A 16,771-nucleotide genomic window follows, 5' to 3' on the forward strand; every position below is an offset into this window, starting at 1 on the left:
CCTAAATTAATTAATCTTTTTTCTTATTGAAGATCGAGAATCATCGCTCCGTATGGAGGAAGCAAATACCCACCTACCGTTTTGACATTCCCGACAAAACTTTGCGTCAAGATTTTTGCTTGACCATCAAAATCAAATTTTTGGGCAAATCCTGAGAAGTTATTAATAACTATAGCCTTTTTATTACCCAGAACTCTTTTAAAGATCAAAAGCTGAGAGTTATTACCCTCTATAACTTCCTGCGATCCGTATTTAAACAGTAAATTGTTATTCTTCAGTGAAATAAGATTTTTGTACCAATTTAACATTGAATTCGGATCAATTTCCTCGGCATCAACATTTACGCTTGTATAAGATGCACCAACAGGAAGCCATGTTGTGGGTGATTTACTAAACCCAGCGTTTAATGTTGTATCCCATTGCATAGGGGTCCGTTCCGCGTCCCTCCCCTTATCTTTTGGCCACCCCGCCTTACCCTCCGGATCCCGAACATCCTCTACACGCTGCGGAGTATTGGTGGACATACCAATTTCATCTCCGTAATACATTAGCACCGATGAACGAGAGGCGAATAATACTGTCGCCAACATTTTCTGTATGTCCGTGCAATTTGCAAAGGGCTTGCCCCCAAAATCCTTCGCGCAAAAGCGATCTGCCCGCAGATTGTCATGATTATCTATGACCAGAAGAGGCTCAGAATTATGGATTTTCGTAACGGCATCATTCAGGTTTTTTCTCCATTGAGAAACATCCAAATGAACGAAGTTATTATCTTGGTCCTGAATGCCCAAAATAACATCCATAGGCAAATTTAGTTCGTTATGGTCTTTGCCACCGTACCACGCATCCAAACCCCCAATATCCATTCCGTAAGTCTCGCCTATCAACGCGCGAGAACCAGGATAGGAATCGAACATTTTACGTAAATCACGCATCAGCGGATGCAGTTCGGGCTGGTAACCCTGCAAGACCTGACTCGTTGCCGTCTCTCCGAAAGCGTCAAGTGTTTTATTACCATTTTTATCCAATAAATAAGGCTCGTCTTTGAAGGACGGGTCTTCATAAATCGTGAAAATGGAATCCAACCTTATACCATCAACGCCGCGATCAAGCCAAAAACGTATCATTTTAAACATGGCATCTTTAACAGCAGGATTCCGCCAATTTAAATCGGGCTGCTCTTTGGCATAGTCATGGTAGAAAAATTGCTTCCTTTGATCATCGTATGTCCAAGCCGTGTGCCCAAACCAATTCTGCCAATTATTAGGTGGAATTGGCTTACCGCTTTTGTCAAAACCCTTTGGATCCATCCATACGTAATAGTCCGATTTTGGATTATTACGGCTTTTGCGTGATTCCTCAAACCAAGGATGCTTATCACTCGTTTGGTTAAGAACAACATCAATGACTATTTTTATATTTCTCTTTTTTGCTTCCGCCAATAAATTATCGAAATCTTTTAAATTACCGTATAGAGGGTCAACATCTTCACAATTTGAGATATCATACCCGAAATCAACACCTGGAGAGGGATAAAAAGGCGTAATCCATATCGCTGTTATTCCAAGGCTTTTTAGGTAATCAAGGCGTTGTGTTATGCCTTTTAAATCTCCAGTCCCGCTTGCCTTGGTGTCCTGAAATGAACGCGGGTAAATTTCGTAAATTGTCGCACTTTCCCACCACGGGTGCTCAGCGGGCGCTGTTTTCGCCAGAGAAAGACTTGGTAGAGCCGTCGCTGACAGTAAAAGCCCTAGAAAAAGTGAACGTAGGTTTTTTTTCATACCGCACCCAAAGCGTAAAACTGTATTTCAGTGTTTTAATCTGAAATACAGTATCGCAGAAAAAATAATATTTATACCGGAACGATATGATTTATTATCGCGCAATACCGCTCCAGCACAGACCCTAAATTAGAACCCACTCGACACCGAAACAAATGCACCAAAAGGCGCACCTATCGTATAAATTGGCGAGGACCCCGCGATCGACGTGCCATAAATACCCGTAGTCGTTTTGGCATTAGTCGTGGTCGAATTAGCAATCGCCAGATAATGGGTATCTGTCACGTTTACCAAATTCAACTGAACTTGCGGATGGTCCAAGTATTTAACAGAATTAAATTTATACCCAAGAGTAACATCCATCGTTGTGTAGGATGGCATTTTTTCGTCATTCATAAGTGTCGTATATTGCGACCCAACATACTTCACATTGATATTTCCAAAAATATGCTCCCCATTGTAACGCAAACCCAAGGCAGCCGTCAGCTGAGGCACATCGGGAGCAAGCTTTCCTTTTGTAGGTAGAGCATCATCACCTACAACAAAATTAGTATCTGTCGTGGCGTGAATATACTGCCCGGACACGTAAGGACTGATATGGTGCCACGCTGCAAGGCCCAGTTCAGCCTGAATCCCCCGGAGCGTTTCACCACCACCATCTAACGGCTGCGGGATCATTACGCTGGAGCCAGAACTTCCCGTTAGATAAGTCTGGGATGAAATATTTCTATGCGTAATATTCATGTTAAACGCAGAGACCGAAAAGTTGTAAAAACCACGGTGCCTGTAGCCTATTTCCTCACTGATAGAGTATTCGGGCTTGATTTTCACAACTTGCGTAATTTGCCCAGACGTCGGTGAAAAATCAGGAACATAAGCTTCCGTGCCTACAGGCGCACGAAACGCGGTTGTACCGTTTATGTATACATCGTCGCTATGCGTGATGTGATACATAATGTTGACTTGCGGAAGCGGCTGGAAGTATTGACCAGTACCTTTATATGTAGGGTTGTTATAAACGTTATTACTAACGCTACGCTCCATCATAAAGGCTTTTAAGCCTGCAGACACTTCTAACTTATTATTCAACAGTTTAAGGGTATCACTTAAATAAATCATTCTTTGCTGTTGCCAGATATTCCAAGAATCTCCGCTCAGCGTAACACCATTTAATGAGAGTGGGCATGTACCCTTACCACTGCACGAAACATTGCCCGAAGCATCAAGCAATTTATAGCTTAGTGGCTCTGTATGTGTTTGGTAAGAATACCATGCTCCAAACATGAGGCTGTTAATGCCATGCGTCCAAGTCATTGACGCATTCACGCCACCAACAGGCTGCTTCCATTTATCTACAAGCAACGCGGCCATATTGCCGTTGCCATCCACCGCTGCCCCTGGAATGCTAAACGATGGAAAACTCGAGCCAGCCACACCATACTGCGTAGCCCCAACATAGCCACCGGATACCGGAATGGCCTGTCCGCCGGTTTGTGTCGCCGTATTGTTATTATAATAGGGCGTTACGTTAAGCGTCAGACCATCAGTTAGTTTGAAGACTGAGGGCAAAGCAACGGAGAGAATATTTTCACTCCAATTGTTCAACTTATAATAACTAACATCCCCAACATAATTATACTTACTATCCCAATTATTATTCCAACCACTTTGATTCCACTGAGACAGTGTAACATTCAAATATGGGGTAGTATATTGCCTATTATAATTGAAAATTAGAGTTGTTTTGCTCTCTGGAGCCCAATCTTTTACAAATTTAGCGTCAACGTGATAGCGTCTCTGGCTGCCAGCTCCCCTCCAGTTATTGGATGAGGTGTAGGAAAAAGACGCATAACCACGTATGCCCGTATTGCCAATATCGCCAGTATTCAGGCGGATGAATTCTTTTTGAGAAGAATGCGTACCACCCAGAAAATCGACATACCCACCAGCTTTATGGGAAGGGTCAATAGCCGTAATAGCTAATTGCCCACCTACGGCATTAATAACTGGAGCGTCAAAATCAGCCGAACCCTGGGACACGCGCACCGATCCGGTGTTTTCAGCGTCAATCAACAGGGTGGTAAAAGGTGAATAGGTCAAAGGGTCTTGTGCCGGCATCCCCTCAAATGTGACACCGATCTGGCCCTCACGCAGACCACGCATTGTTAAGATATCAACTGGCGACATACCAAGAGAGTCTTGTTTTACCGCAACGACACCAGGCAAACTGTTCACTAGCTGGACTGGGCTGTTAGTAGGCGTCTGCAGCGCGATGAACTCTCTCGTCACCGCACTCTGTGAACGCGCTACGTGCTGAGCGGGCATTAACCCACCACCAGCCACCCCGCGATGTGCGACAACGCTGATTTCTTCGTTACCGCCATTTACCTCTGTCGGGTGCTTCGCGCGCGCCAAGCGTGAAGCGGGTTGAACTGGCTGCGGCGCTTTCATCGCTGATTGCTGGTGCGTTTTGCCATGCGCCAAATGATGTCTCGCAGCATTTTTAGTCGCCGCATTTGCTGATGGAGCAATAAAAAAGCTTATACACAAAGCACTCATGGACACAGTCAAACAGAGATCTGCCATTGTTAGGCTAGAACATCTCTTCACCGTAGCGCTGCTTTCGAATAACATTATCCGCACATCCTTCGCCAACACCCCACCGCAAACTTGTATATTGTATACGGTTATTTAGCGGGCTTATTTCTTACAAAATTGATACAAACAAAGTCAGTTACTTTCGAGCGACATACTAATGAGCGCAATTTACTAACAAATTTCAAAAAGGCCCTTCGGCACCATCACCTCACATGCTCACGCGCATATCATTCTGAATGAATAACAATATATTATTCCGTATACAATAGTATGTTTATGATTTCCTGATTCTTCCGCATTTTTTTATCTTTATTTCCTAGTTTTCTCACAAAAATTAGGATTCTTCTTTCTCAAAAAACGATAGAAAAAATTATCTTTCTTAGATTTTGTGCGCCTCTCAATGATAAATTATTTTCTACTTTTCCTTATCGCAGCACCATAAAAAAGGCTAATATACAGATGTATAATTCACATTAAATCGCAGACATGCAATAATCTACGATTAATGAGAGTAAATATTGACAAAATTCATAAAAACTATATATTATAAAGTATATGTTCCTATTTACTGCCCCGTAAAACAGAGTAATGCCGTGAGCGCCCCAGCAAATCGATCCCTCGAACTCAATACGCAGACTATTTCTGAAAAACTCTACTATATTCTGCGCGAAAATATCATTAGCGGCGATTTCAAAGACGGAGAACCTATCCGCCAAGATATCCTTGCGAGCGAATTTGGCACAAGCAAAATTCCCTTGAGAGAAGCTTTGGCTCGCCTAGAGAAAGACGGCTTGGTTGTATCACAGGCCAATAGGGGCTTTTCTGTAATAGCTGTCTCAACACGCGATGCTGATGAGATATTCCGCCTCCGCCTACAACTCGAGCCTGAAGCTGTACTGGATGGAAGCCGCCAAGCGACCAAGCAAGACCACGCCTTAGCACGAGCAATCTTAACAAACCTCAAACGGGAACAACGAAAAGGTAGCGTAAAGACGGGAACCTTAAATCGTGAATTCCACATGGCATTAATACGCCCCGGCGTTGGTGATATTACCTATTCCATCATTGAGAAGATTAGCATCCTCACCGAACGCTATGTCCGCTTTCACCTTCTTTACCAAGATCGGCATGAACGCGCTAATTTACAGCACGAGCAAATCCTCGAAAGCTGGATACAAAAAGACTATGAGCCGCTTAAAAAGCTTTGCATCGACCATATCACCCAAACCGTGGAAGAACTCCGCGAAGATATTGGCAACAAAAATGCACCATCAATTTTAAAATAATCTCACACTGGTGGCTACCAAATTTAAAAGTAGCCACCAAATATTTATTTATTCTTAATCAAATCTGATATTTTTTCTGCAATCATTATCGTAGCGGCATTCGTATTTCCACTAACAATACTTGGCATTATTGACGCGTCAACAACACGCAAATGGGAAACACCACGTACTTCTCCATTCGTATTTGTTACCGATAACGCATCACTCCCCATCTTGCACGTGCCTACAGCGTGATAATTTGTCCCTGCATTGCCCCGCACCCAGCGTTCAAGATCCGAAGCTGTCGAGACCTGCCCGCTCGGTGTAGTTTCTTCGCCCCTCAAACCATCCCAAGCACGCTGAGCGATAATTTCTCTTGTCTTAATGATGCCGCCGACAAGTTGGTCAACGTCAGATTGTTCAGATAAAAAGTTCATATCTATTTTTGGGCTATCAAATGGGTTCCCACTTTTTAACGAAACATGCCCCCGACTTTCAGGGCGTAAAATACTTGTGAAATACTGAAATCCATTTTTAATATGAATATCACCACGGTACAGTTCCCCTATAAGAGGAAAAAACTCGTGCTGTATATTGTTGTATTGGACATTGTTATCACCCTTAAAAAAAGCGCCAACCTCGAAATAATTGCTCGCACCAAGCCCCTTTTTCGTTAGAGCCCATTTGGCTCCCGTCCAATACCGACCATACTCCGAAAGTTCTTTCACAGGAGAGACTGGTTTGGTCGCCATATACTGTATTGCGACCGAGACGTGGTCCTGTAAGTTACGCCCAACACCAGGCAAATGCACAACAGTTTTTATGTCGTGCTCTTTAAGGTGGGTATGATCACCTACTCCAGAAAGCATCAACAAATGCGGGGAACCAAAAGCACCAGCAGAAAGAATTATTTCTTTTTCGGCATAGGAAATTAATTCCTCCTCTTTGGTTCTATAAATTACCCCTATTGCTGTTTTGCCTGAGAAAATAATCTTTTTAACGTGAGCCCCAGTGCAAACCGTTAAATTAGAACGCTTCAATGCTGGCGCGAGAAAAGCCGTAGCCGCGCTTTCTCTTTTGCCGTTTCGTATAGAAGCCTGTGCAATATTAACCCCTTCCTGCTCTTGAGCATTGGGGTCTCTATTAAATTTCAAACCAAACTCTTGGCCCGCCTCAAGGAAGGCTTGGTAGAGCGGCCCCTCAGCTTTACTTTTCTGCACATTTAATGGGCCCGAGACGCCACGATAGTCACTATTCCCGCCCTGATAATTTTCCATCTTTTTAAAATAGGGAAGGCAATGTTCGTATGACCAATCAGGCAAACCATTTTCTGCCCAGTGGTCAAAATCTTTTCTATGACCGCGAACAAAAACCATACCATTTATGGAAGACGTCCCGCCCAAAACCTTTCCCCTGTGCTGTTCGCTCGTATTGCCGAGCAAGCCAGGGTTAGGCTCACTTACGAAGCCCCAATTATATTTTTTGGACATCAGAGGCAGGCCTAGTGCGGCCGGCATTTTCAATATTATCGAACCATTTGGCGGCCCTGCTTCTAAAAGCAGGACCGTTTTACTACCGTCTTCGGTAAGCCTATTTGCTACGACACATCCAGCCGAGCCCGCGCCAATTATGATGTAATCGTAGCTTTTCATAGTCTTTTACCGACTTAATCGAGTTGCATCCAGATCGTCTTGGTTTGGAGGTACTGGTCATGTGCCGCCAAAGATTTTTCGCGTCCGCCAAAACCGGACTGCTTAAACCCACCAAAAGGAACAGCCTGATCACCTTCCGAGAAGCAGTTTACAGAAACCGTCCCCGCCTGGATCGCGCGCGAGACTGTGTGCGCAGTACGCAGATCGCCCGTGTATAACGAAGCTGCCAAACCGTAGACTGTGTCGTTTGCGATCGCGATAGCCTCTTCGGTTGTCTTGAACGTTATGACAGACAGCACTGGGCCGAAAATTTCTTCCTGAGCAATCGTCATATCGTTCGTGACGTTATCGAAAATCGTAGGCTCCACGTAAAATCCGTTTGTTTCTTCTAACAAACGCTTCCCACCATAGATGACTTTCGCCCCCTCGGATTTTCCAGTCTCGATGTAACCAAGCACTCTTTTCATGTGCTTTTCGTCGATCATGGCTCCGACGCGTGTACCCTCTACGAAAGGATTTCCGACCTTCCAGTCATCAAACGCAACAAGAAGCTCCTTCAAAAAGCGCTCCTTAATATCTTCATGGATAAGTAAACGTGAACCAGCGCTGCAATTTTCGCCTTGGCTGAACAAAATGCCAGCACAAACCTGCTCAATAACTGGCGCAAAATCTTCAACATCGTTCATTACGATAGCTGGGCTTTTACCGCCCAATTCTAGAATAATTCTTTTAATGTTGGATTCTGCTGAATATTTCAGAAAATAGCGACCAACCTCGGTCGACCCTGTGAAGCTGACACAATCAACATCAGGATGCAGCCCAAGCGCTTTACCTGCTGTCTCACCATAACCGGGCACAACGTTGAAAACCCCCGCAGGGATACCGGCTTCATTTGCCAACGAAGCCAGCTTAATTGCTGTAAGTGGCGTTTGTTCTGCAGGCTTCACTACAAGGGAATTACCACCCGCAAGAACGGGACCCAGTTTCATTGCCGTAATAGCAATTGGGAAGTTCCATGGAATCACCGCACCAACCACACCGATAGGTTCGCGCACAACCATTGAAACAATATTGCCTGATGTAGGCGAAACACTATCGTAAATTTTATCAATAGCTTCCGCATGCCAACGCAAGGTCGCAATCGCATCTGGCACATCAACTTCTAGCGCATCGGCTACTGGTTTACCTGTATCAAGTGCTTCCAGAATTGCGAATTCTTCAGCGTCACGCTCAAGCAAATCCGCTAATTTCAGGAGAACGACTTTACGGTCGCGCGGGGCCAACTTGCTCCACGTACCGGCTACAAAAGCCTTACGAGCGGCCGCAACTGCCACTTCTACGTCTTCCTGATCACACTCACTGATATCCGCTACGAGCTTGCCGTTCGCTGGATTAACATCAGCAAATGTTTTTTTGCTTACCGAAGATACAAATTTACCGTCAATGAAAGCCCGAGTTTCGATTTCGAGGGACTCACTACGCTCTTGAAGTGCCTTAACGTCAGCCATACAGCCTAATTCCCTATTTTTTAGCGAAGAGCGGTCGCCGTTTTCGTGTCAGCACGGACAAAACACGACGCTGTATTCTTTACAAATACATTCCAAACACGCCGCCCAGATTCTGAAACTATATTATAACGTATACTAAATATTGACTTGGTCAAGCACCGCTTGAACCGTGGGGCATGCCTACCAGGCAAACCCCACTTTTAATTAAGCCGGAATAGCGCCCGGCCACATGTCCCCAACCTTAAAGCCGTGGCGCAAGGGGTCGTCTTCAGAAATGTGAATAATGGATTCAGCAATAATATGGGCCGTACCAATCAACTCTGGAACTATACCCTGATGCCCATTAACCTCGACCTCACGCACAGGACGGGCTGTATAAACCTCATCAATGATGCTTTCCTGGTTGAAAGCTTCACCAATTTTCAGTGCTCCCTTTGCCACCAACGCTGCCACTTGCGCAGATGTACCTGTGCCGCAAGGGCAGCGGTCAATCAGCGCGTTGCATCCGGATGCAAAAGTCGGCGCCCCAGGGAGCATCGGCATAACCACAGCTGAACGGCCGTGATTTTTCGAGTCATGTGGCTTGTCATAGATCATGACAGCATCCACAACAGACATGCCTTTACGTGCAGGATTATCAACTTTGATTTGACCGACCGCAGACGCTCTAATCTTTTCACCAATTTCACAAATTTTGGCTGCATTATCCGGCACCAGCGAAAGACCAAGCTGATCTGCTGACACTATCAAATAAAACATCCCGCCATAAGCGACATCGACCACTAACTCGCCGAGCCCTTCGACCGTGATTTTAGTATCCAAATGCGTTGCATAGGATGGAACATTTTCCACAGAAACCTGTAGAACCTTTCCATTTTTACACGTTGCATGGGCCGTTACTATCCCTGCCGGCGTATCGACGCGCACAGTAGTAATCGGCTTACTCTCATCAATGGGCACAACGCCCGCCATAAGAATAGACGCCACGTAACACAGAATATTACCGCCAGACATCACAGGATAAACTGGCCGCTGATTGATAATGACCAACCCTACATCGGCAGTCGGGTCACATGGAGGAAGCACCAAATCGGCGTTTACAGCAGGAAAACCCCGTGGCTCTTGCAACAACGATGTGCGGAGCCAATCATGATTCTGTTCAATGTAAATCTTCTTATCCAGCATCGTCTTACCGACGATACCGAGATCCTCAAGACCACCCGTCACGATACGACAAGGCGCTCCTGATGAATGTGCATCAACAACTTTCAGCTTCATGATAATATCTTTCCGGATTTCAAATTAATGATTGTTTTGTACGGTTGAGAAGGCTTGGATCCATCTTTGAAATAATATCTTGGATCAGCGCAAAACGCTCTGCCGGAAGCTCGTCATACGGCTTACGGATCGGCCCTGTCGCAAAGCCAAGAGCCGCTACAGCAGCCTTTACGCCTCCGTTATAATGGTCACTGATAACTGCGCGCACTAAGGGGTTCACACTATCCCAAACGCTGCGCAAGGTTTCAAAGTCACCCTTCTTTGCAGCGTCGAACATTTTTACGCATGCAGGCGCAATGAAATTGGCACTCCCGTTGATCACACCGGCACAACCTTGCGTGAAAGACGGTACAATCAAAATATCTTCACCGGCAAAAACTTTGACACCCGTAGAGCCGGTTACCAGAGCATTCAAAAGACCGAAATCACCGCTCGAATCTTTAATGTATTTTACAGATGGAATTTCCTCCATCAGCTGAGCGACACGGTCTGGATCGTAAGCAACCCCCATGGAAGGAGGAAAGTTATAAATGCAGATAGGCAAGGAAACAGCCGCTGCAATATCATGGTAGAAACGCCGAACCCCTTCAAAGCTAATGCCTTCGTAATAAGGAGTTGCTAGCATCATAGCATCTGCACCAGCCGCCTGAGCGTGCTTGGCATGAGCAATCGCCTCACGCGTAGAGCATGCACCGACTTGGGCCATAACAGCGCTACGGCCTGCTGCTTGTTCAATGCAGATTTCCGTAACTTTTTGACGCTCATCAAAAGACAGCGTAGCAAATTCGCCCGTACCACCGCACGGTACAAACCCACCCAAACCGCTCAGAACGCCGCTCTCGACGATCGCGCGAAGCTCAGCTTCGTTTACACTTTCACCGTCTGATGAGAAGGGCGTAATAACCGCTGATACAATACCATTCAGTTCCATGATAAACCTCATATTCCTAAATACTAAAATACGACTCAACAGAAATGAAGCGTGCGCTCCAACAACACACCACCAACATTCGCTGCCGTAAGAGAAAAACGTTCCTTAATTCCGCAAGCTTTCGTCTTGGGTGGCAGGAGGTATTTTATCCGACTCACCCAAACTTAATAGCATATATTATTTTGTATACTATATTATAAAGCTAAGGAACCAACCTTTCTCATTTTTTATTTATCCGCCGAAAAATCCTTTTTTGGGCGAAACCCGTAGACCAATGGTCTTCGTTTCGGTGAACTCCTCAAGGCCCGTAAGGCCTTTCTCACGCCCCAAGCCACTAGCTTTGTAGCCACCAAACGGAAGTTGAGGCTTACCTTCCAAGCAGGTGTTAATCTCAATCGTACCCGTGCGTACACGTTGCGCTACATAGAACGCCGTTTGGATATTTTCTGTCCAGACACTGCCCGCAAGCCCGTAATTGCTGTCATTAGCGAGTTTCACAGCCTCTTCTCGCGTACTGAATTTTGTGACGGTCAGGACAGGACCAAAAACTTCATTGTAAAAAATGGGCATGGCTGGCGTTATGCCGTTCAAAATGGTCGGCAAAAATGTTTGTGCCGGAGCGTCGGGATAAGCAGCCTGCTGCGTTACTTTACCCCCGCAAATAACCTCGGCACCATCATCAATTGCCGATGAAACATAGCCTTGGACTATTTTCAAATGCTCAGGGGACACCAATGGCCCCACTTCTGTTTTTGCATCATCCAAAGGCCCCGTAACCAACGCCTCTGCCCGCGCCTTCAAAGCGTGGACAAACTTCTCAGCGATATTCTCATGCACCAAGAGGCGAGACCCAGCACAACATACTTGACCTTGATGCAGGAAGATTGAGAACAAAACACCATCAATCGCCGCATCAAAATCCGCATCCTCAAAAACAATCGCGGCGGATTTTCCACCCAGTTCAAGCGAAATCTTTTTGAAATTCGTTCCTTGCCCCTGAGCAATCAACTGACCCGTACGAGTAGAACCTGTGAACGACACAACATCAACGTCAGCACTTTCAGAAATGGTTTGCCCAACAGGCACACCATAGCCCGTGACGACATTCAAAACACCATCAGGCACACCAGCCTTTTTAGCCAAGCGCGCAAGCTCTACTGCCGTACCTGATGTAAATTCAGAGGGCTTCACTACAACAGAACACCCTGCTGCAAGCGCGAGAGGAACTTTTTGACCAAAAATAATTGTTGGGAAATTCCATGGGACAATCGCACCTACAACACCTGCAGGCTCCTTAACGACGAAAGCGTTCAAACCCTCACCGATGTCCATGTAAGCTTGACCAGAAACCTGATTGGCAAGGGAAGACGCGTAAACGATAAGATCAACCGTACCCGCTATATCCCCTTCCGCAACACGCCTAATCTTGCCAGACTCTTCAATTTCAATACGCGTCAGCAGTTCGCTCTCTTCTTCAACCAACCGAGCCCAACGCGCTAGAATCTTGGCACGCTCTGCCCCAGGCATCCGGGACCACGTGCCCGCCTCGAATGTTTCTTTTGCGTTTTCAATTGCCAAAAGCGCATCCTCTTTCGTGCCCTCAGCGAATTGTGCAACGACTTTTCCGCTCTCAGGAGCGAACCTCTCAATTAAATTTTCAGCTTTTATTTCTTTGCCATTTATCCACTGGCCATATGTACGACACTGTTCGCTATATAATTTCGCTTGCGTCACAATATTTTTCCCCTAGCATCGAATGCCGTGTGGACACTCCCATTGAAATAAAGTATACCATAGACGAAGCTGAGCCTGCAAGCGGCATTTCGGCAGGATAATTTTCTATTGCTATTAATGGGATTAAACGATGGCCGAGACTGAAATCGAGCAAACCGAGGTCGTCATTGTAGGAGCAGGGCCATCAGGTGCGATCATGGCCCATACCCTCGCTAAAGCCGGCATAAAAGTCACTTGCCTAGAGCAAGGGGACTGGATCAGCCCGGCAGACTACGCGGCAAATTTTGATATGTGGGAACTGGTCGCTCGTGGCCACTGGGCAACTGAGGCCAATAGTCGCGCCAACCCGGCAGATTATCCCCTTGAATTATCTGAAACTGACCTACCTCCCTCCATGTATAGTGCCGTTGGTGGGTCAACCATTCACTTCGGCGCATTATGGCCTCGTCTTACAGTCTCTGATTTCCGTGTAAAAACTATTGATAATATAGCGGATGATTGGCCAATTACCTATCACGACCTCGTTCCTTATTTTGACGAAGTCGATAATTTTATTGGCGTCTCTGGCCTTGAAGGGGACCCAGCCTACCCTGATGGGTTAGCCCCTCCCCAACCCGCGCATCCACTCGGCAAAGCCGGCATGCGCACAGCACAAGCCCTGAACCAGCTCGGCTGGCATTGGTGGCCGGGCGCAAACGCCATTCCTACACAAAAAAATGGTGAGCTTGCTGCATGCGTACGCTACGGCACATGTGTGCAGGGCTGCCCACAGGGAGCAAAAGCCTCATTCGACCTAGCCTATTGGCCAGCCGCTATTGCGGCGGGTGCCAAGCTCATTACTGGTGCACGCGTAAGCGAAATCACCACTGATGAAAACGGCTTAGCGAACGGAGTAAATTACTTCTTCAAAGGGCAAAAAAAACATTTAAAATCCAATTACGTTGTCATGTGTGCGAACGGCATTGGTACGCCGCGCCTGCTTCTACTCTCCAAATCGGACAAGCACCCTAACGGCCTTGCCAACTCATCAGGTTTGGTAGGGAAAAACCTCATGCTGCACCCCAATTGCTGCGCATTAGGCTACTACGAAGACGACTTGGAAACATGGCGCGGCCCACTTGGTGCAGTCATCAGTTCCATGGAGTTTTACGAAACCAAAGAAGAAAATGGTTTCGTTCGCGGAGCAAAACTGCATGCATCGACGGCTCCCGGCCTTATTCTAAACGGTATAGACCCCCACCGCCTCTTACCCTTTGACGAACTCTGGGGCGAAGCGTTCCATGGTGTCGTTAAAGATGCCACAAGCGCAATCTTGTGGGCTGCTAATATCGAAGACCTGCCCGAAGAGAGCAATTGCGTGACACTAGACGACACGCTTGTGGATGGTGATGGCATCCCTTGCCCGAAAGTAAACTACCGCTTCAGTGAAAATACACTGAAAATACGTGAGTTCACTCTCCAAAAAATGGTCGATGCACATAAGATGGCCGGCGCCAAAAAGGTCATTCCTGTACTAGAAATGCCGGGCGAACCAGGGCACCTCTTGGGCACCACCCGTATGGGCAACGACCCCAACGCTTCAGTCGTTGATTCGATGGGCCGTGCACATGATGTCCCCAATCTGCTTATCGCCGATGGCAGTATTTTTGTTACCAGCGGCTCTGCAAACCCGACCAGCACAATTTGCGCTTTAGCACTGCGCATTGGGCGTAACCTTGTCGACGTTATTCAAAATCAAAAGACGTAAAAGGAATTACCAATGTCCAGCGCACGTAGTTTCGAATCTTTATCCGTCTCTCGCCACCGCAAAACAGCTCGGCGTGCCCTCACGCCTCTTGAGCTGGCAACCATAAGCCGCATCGCAGACACTCTCATCCCCGCTTCCGGCACTATCCCCTCGGGCAGTTCCGTAGCTAATTACGAAGGTTTGTTAAGCCAAGCGCTCGGCATCACGGATAAAAATTTTGATAGCATCATGCAAACACTTGAACTGTTTGCGCATGTAAATGAACCTGACCTGTGGGAACGCCTCAAGGCATTTTCACTCAAAGAGCCCAGCAAGTTTTACTGGCTCTCAACCGTGATCGTCAGCGCCTATTTATACGCCCCAGAGAACAAAGCGCGTATCGGCTACCCTACGCCACACCCGAACCCAGCAGGCATGTTCGAAATTGCCGACGAACTTGATTCTGGTGTGCTCGATGCCGTGATGGAACGTGGACCAATCTACGTTTCGGCCGATTAATTACAAAACTCTCGTAGCAACGGCACGATAGCCCTACTGTCATCTGCCGTTGCTTCATTATCGGGCATCTATGAATTAAGAAAATTGCCCTGCTCGTGACATGCATCGACCCTCGGATCGAGGTTATTAACATCAATAGCCTCAAGCGACTTCACAGCAACCTGGACCTGATTATACGTCCTGACTTCAACGCCATTGCTGTCATAAACAGATATTTTAATCCGGCGCGCCCAACCCGAAACCTGTAAGCGCCGTCTATAATATTTTTCTCGCATTTTTTCGGTGGTCAGACCCGCATCCTGCACCACTTGGTCGGGTACACGAATAATCAACGTCCTAGGGTCACGGTAATTTTTTCGGGAATCTAAAAAAACAGAACCCTCGGCATGACCAACACCGCACACCGTCATCTTGAAATTTCCCACGACACCGTCGGGTGCCAAAGCAACGGCAGCCGCGGTTTCCTCTGCCGTCATCGGTACTGCTACACTTCGCGGGTCAGCCAACACGACAGATGGCACCAACATCACGCTTAAAAGTAAATTGATGAAACAACGCCGAATCATAAAAAGCTTCCCATAAAAAAAAGCGGGCCCTTTTAAAGACCCGCTCCTTTTAAAGCATATTTTATAATTACTTTGGCCAGTGAGCTAAGACATTTTCTTTAACCGTTGCAGGCAAACCAACGTAATCCAATCGCACATTGTCTGCGTCACCGTGCTCGAAGCCGAAGGCAAAAAATTTGCGCACTGCCGCAGCATTATCTGCGTTGCTCGGATTGGTCGGAACCAAAACGAACGTAGCTGTCACAATCGGCCACGCGCCTTCACCTGCCGTATCAAGCAAATTCACAGCGTAGTTCGATGCACCCATCCAATCGGCAGACTGAGCAGCTTCAACGAAGCCCTTTAGGGACGGTGAAACAAACTTGCCCGCATGATTACGGATTTCAGCGATGTTGAGGTGGTTTTGCGCGGCGTATGAGTATTCAACATACCCAATACCACCCTCGGTCTGCTTCACCATCGCCGCCACGCCATCATTGCCGCGCGCGCCTGAGCCACCGGGCCATGCGATAGATGTACCCGCACCCAGCTTTTGCTTCCATTCAGGGGAAACCTGCGACAGGTATGAGGTAAAGACGAAGCTCGTGCCCGAACCATCTGCGCGGTGCACAGGCGCAACATCCGTATCTGGCAGGTCAACGCCCGGGTTCAGCGCCTTAATACGATCATCGTTCCAAGTGCTGATTGTACCATCAAACAGCCCGGCAATGGTTGGGCCATCCAGATGCAACGAACCGGGCTTAATGCCTGGCACGTTAGCAACCACGACAATACCGCTCATGACTGTCGGAAACTGGAACAAATGTTCCTTAGCCAGTCGCTCAGCAGACATCGGCTTGTCGGATGCACCGAAATCGACTGTGCGCGCAATCACTTGGTCCTGCCCGGCGCTAGAGCCAACGCTCTGGTAATTAACCGTGACACCGACCTGATTTTTAGCGGACTGGCCCCATGCACCATAAATTGGCGCGGCAAAGCTGGAACCAGCACCTGTAATGTCTGCAGCCTGTGCGGAAAACGCGCCAAGCGCTGTCATCGCAGCAAAACCCAAAAGCGCAATCTTGCTCTTAATCATGGGGATTTCCTTAGTCGAGCATTTTAAAAACGTACATCTACTAGCGTGCAGCAGGCTGCCACAACAGACATGGTTCCGTGATAGTTTCATGACAAGTCCATGAAATAGTGGCACTTCCGTCACAGCTCACGCTAAAGG

The 16,771-nt window shown here is 47.0% G+C and carries 12 protein-coding genes; 3 read left to right on the forward strand and 9 right to left on the reverse strand.

Translation table 11 applies throughout. From position 1 onward, the window contains the following. Nucleotides 1-23 precede the first annotated feature (23 nt). Both D5366_RS04100 and D5366_RS04105 read right to left on the reverse strand, forming a co-directional pair. Nucleotides 24-1,781: an alpha-amylase family glycosyl hydrolase gene (locus D5366_RS04100; RefSeq protein ID WP_141492404.1), complete on the reverse strand. Its 1,758-nt coding sequence runs from the start codon at nucleotides 1,779-1,781 to the stop codon at nucleotides 24-26. Between the two features lie 129 nt (nucleotides 1,782-1,910). Further along, complete coding sequence (locus D5366_RS04105) at nucleotides 1,911-4,340, reverse strand: TonB-dependent receptor (protein WP_170211043.1); 2,430 nt, start codon at nucleotides 4,338-4,340, stop codon at nucleotides 1,911-1,913. Nucleotides 4,341-4,972: 632 nt separating this feature from the next. Between D5366_RS04105 and D5366_RS04110 the strand changes: the two genes are divergently transcribed. Continuing rightward, nucleotides 4,973-5,665 carry a GntR family transcriptional regulator gene (locus tag D5366_RS04110; protein ID WP_141492406.1) on the forward strand — a complete coding sequence of 231 codons (693 nt, stop codon included), beginning with the start codon at nucleotides 4,973-4,975 and terminating at the stop codon, nucleotides 5,663-5,665. Between the two features lie 44 nt (nucleotides 5,666-5,709). On the opposite strand, the gene D5366_RS04115 is transcribed toward D5366_RS04110, so the two are convergent. The 5 genes from D5366_RS04115 to D5366_RS04135 form a co-directional block, all read right to left on the reverse strand. After that, on the reverse strand, nucleotides 5,710-7,296 hold the full coding sequence (locus D5366_RS04115) for a GMC family oxidoreductase (protein ID WP_141492407.1): 1,587 nt from the start codon (nucleotides 7,294-7,296) through the stop codon (nucleotides 5,710-5,712). 14 nt (nucleotides 7,297-7,310) lie between these two features. Then, nucleotides 7,311-8,804 carry an aldehyde dehydrogenase gene (locus tag D5366_RS04120; protein WP_141492408.1) on the reverse strand — a complete coding sequence of 498 codons (1,494 nt, stop codon included), beginning with the start codon at nucleotides 8,802-8,804 and terminating at the stop codon, nucleotides 7,311-7,313. 204 nt (nucleotides 8,805-9,008) lie between these two features. Continuing rightward, nucleotides 9,009-10,082 (reverse strand): proline racemase family protein, encoded by a 1,074-nt coding sequence (locus D5366_RS04125; protein WP_141492409.1) that lies wholly within the window; start codon nucleotides 10,080-10,082, stop codon nucleotides 9,009-9,011. A 19-nt stretch (nucleotides 10,083-10,101) separates the two neighbouring features. Next, nucleotides 10,102-11,013: a dihydrodipicolinate synthase family protein gene (locus tag D5366_RS04130; protein WP_170211044.1), complete on the reverse strand. Its 912-nt coding sequence runs from the start codon at nucleotides 11,011-11,013 to the stop codon at nucleotides 10,102-10,104. Between the two features lie 231 nt (nucleotides 11,014-11,244). Further along, nucleotides 11,245-12,747: an aldehyde dehydrogenase family protein gene (locus tag D5366_RS04135; protein WP_170211045.1), complete on the reverse strand. Its 1,503-nt coding sequence runs from the start codon at nucleotides 12,745-12,747 to the stop codon at nucleotides 11,245-11,247. A gap of 130 nt (nucleotides 12,748-12,877) precedes the next feature. On the opposite strand from D5366_RS04135, the gene D5366_RS04140 reads away from it, so the two are divergent. Then, nucleotides 12,878-14,494 carry a GMC family oxidoreductase gene (locus tag D5366_RS04140; RefSeq protein ID WP_141492412.1) on the forward strand — a complete coding sequence of 539 codons (1,617 nt, stop codon included), beginning with the start codon at nucleotides 12,878-12,880 and terminating at the stop codon, nucleotides 14,492-14,494. Nucleotides 14,495-14,506: 12 nt separating this feature from the next. Then, nucleotides 14,507-14,992, forward strand: a complete 486-nt coding sequence (locus D5366_RS04145; protein ID WP_141492413.1) for a hypothetical protein — start codon at nucleotides 14,507-14,509, stop codon at nucleotides 14,990-14,992. A 68-nt stretch (nucleotides 14,993-15,060) separates the two neighbouring features. Here D5366_RS04145 and D5366_RS04150 read toward each other — a convergent pair whose 3' ends face one another. Beyond that, nucleotides 15,061-15,558, reverse strand: a complete 498-nt coding sequence (locus tag D5366_RS04150; protein ID WP_141492414.1) for a hypothetical protein — start codon at nucleotides 15,556-15,558, stop codon at nucleotides 15,061-15,063. Nucleotides 15,559-15,625: 67 nt separating this feature from the next. Then, nucleotides 15,626-16,633: a phosphate ABC transporter substrate-binding protein PstS gene (pstS, locus tag D5366_RS04155; RefSeq protein ID WP_141492415.1), complete on the reverse strand. Its 1,008-nt coding sequence runs from the start codon at nucleotides 16,631-16,633 to the stop codon at nucleotides 15,626-15,628. Between the last annotated feature and the right edge of the window lie 138 nt (nucleotides 16,634-16,771).

This window comes from Neokomagataea tanensis (assembly GCF_006542335.1).
GTDB classification, from domain to species: Bacteria; Pseudomonadota; Alphaproteobacteria; order Acetobacterales; family Acetobacteraceae; genus Gluconobacter; species Gluconobacter tanensis.

What these genes read in the sequence shown, in the direction of transcription:
- D5366_RS04105 (WP_170211043.1), bottom strand. Translation starts at nt 4,340, where the DNA reads ATGAGTGCTTTGTGTATAAGCTTTTTTATTGCTCCATCAGCAAATGCG.
- D5366_RS04115 (WP_141492407.1), bottom strand. Translation starts at nt 7,296, where the DNA reads ATGAAAAGCTACGATTACATCATAATTGGCGCGGGCTCGGCTGGATGT.
- D5366_RS04100 (WP_141492404.1), bottom strand. Translation starts at nt 1,781, where the DNA reads ATGAAAAAAAACCTACGTTCACTTTTTCTAGGGCTTTTACTGTCAGCG.
- D5366_RS04150 (WP_141492414.1), bottom strand. Translation starts at nt 15,558, where the DNA reads ATGATTCGGCGTTGTTTCATCAATTTACTTTTAAGCGTGATGTTGGTG.
- D5366_RS04125 (WP_141492409.1), bottom strand. Translation starts at nt 10,082, where the DNA reads ATGAAGCTGAAAGTTGTTGATGCACATTCATCAGGAGCGCCTTGTCGT.
- pstS (WP_141492415.1), bottom strand. Translation starts at nt 16,633, where the DNA reads ATGATTAAGAGCAAGATTGCGCTTTTGGGTTTTGCTGCGATGACAGCG.
- D5366_RS04140 (WP_141492412.1), top strand. Translation starts at nt 12,878, where the DNA reads ATGGCCGAGACTGAAATCGAGCAAACCGAGGTCGTCATTGTAGGAGCA.
- D5366_RS04145 (WP_141492413.1), top strand. Translation starts at nt 14,507, where the DNA reads ATGTCCAGCGCACGTAGTTTCGAATCTTTATCCGTCTCTCGCCACCGC.
- D5366_RS04130 (WP_170211044.1), bottom strand. Translation starts at nt 11,013, where the DNA reads ATGGAACTGAATGGTATTGTATCAGCGGTTATTACGCCCTTCTCATCA.
- D5366_RS04120 (WP_141492408.1), bottom strand. Translation starts at nt 8,804, where the DNA reads ATGGCTGACGTTAAGGCACTTCAAGAGCGTAGTGAGTCCCTCGAAATC.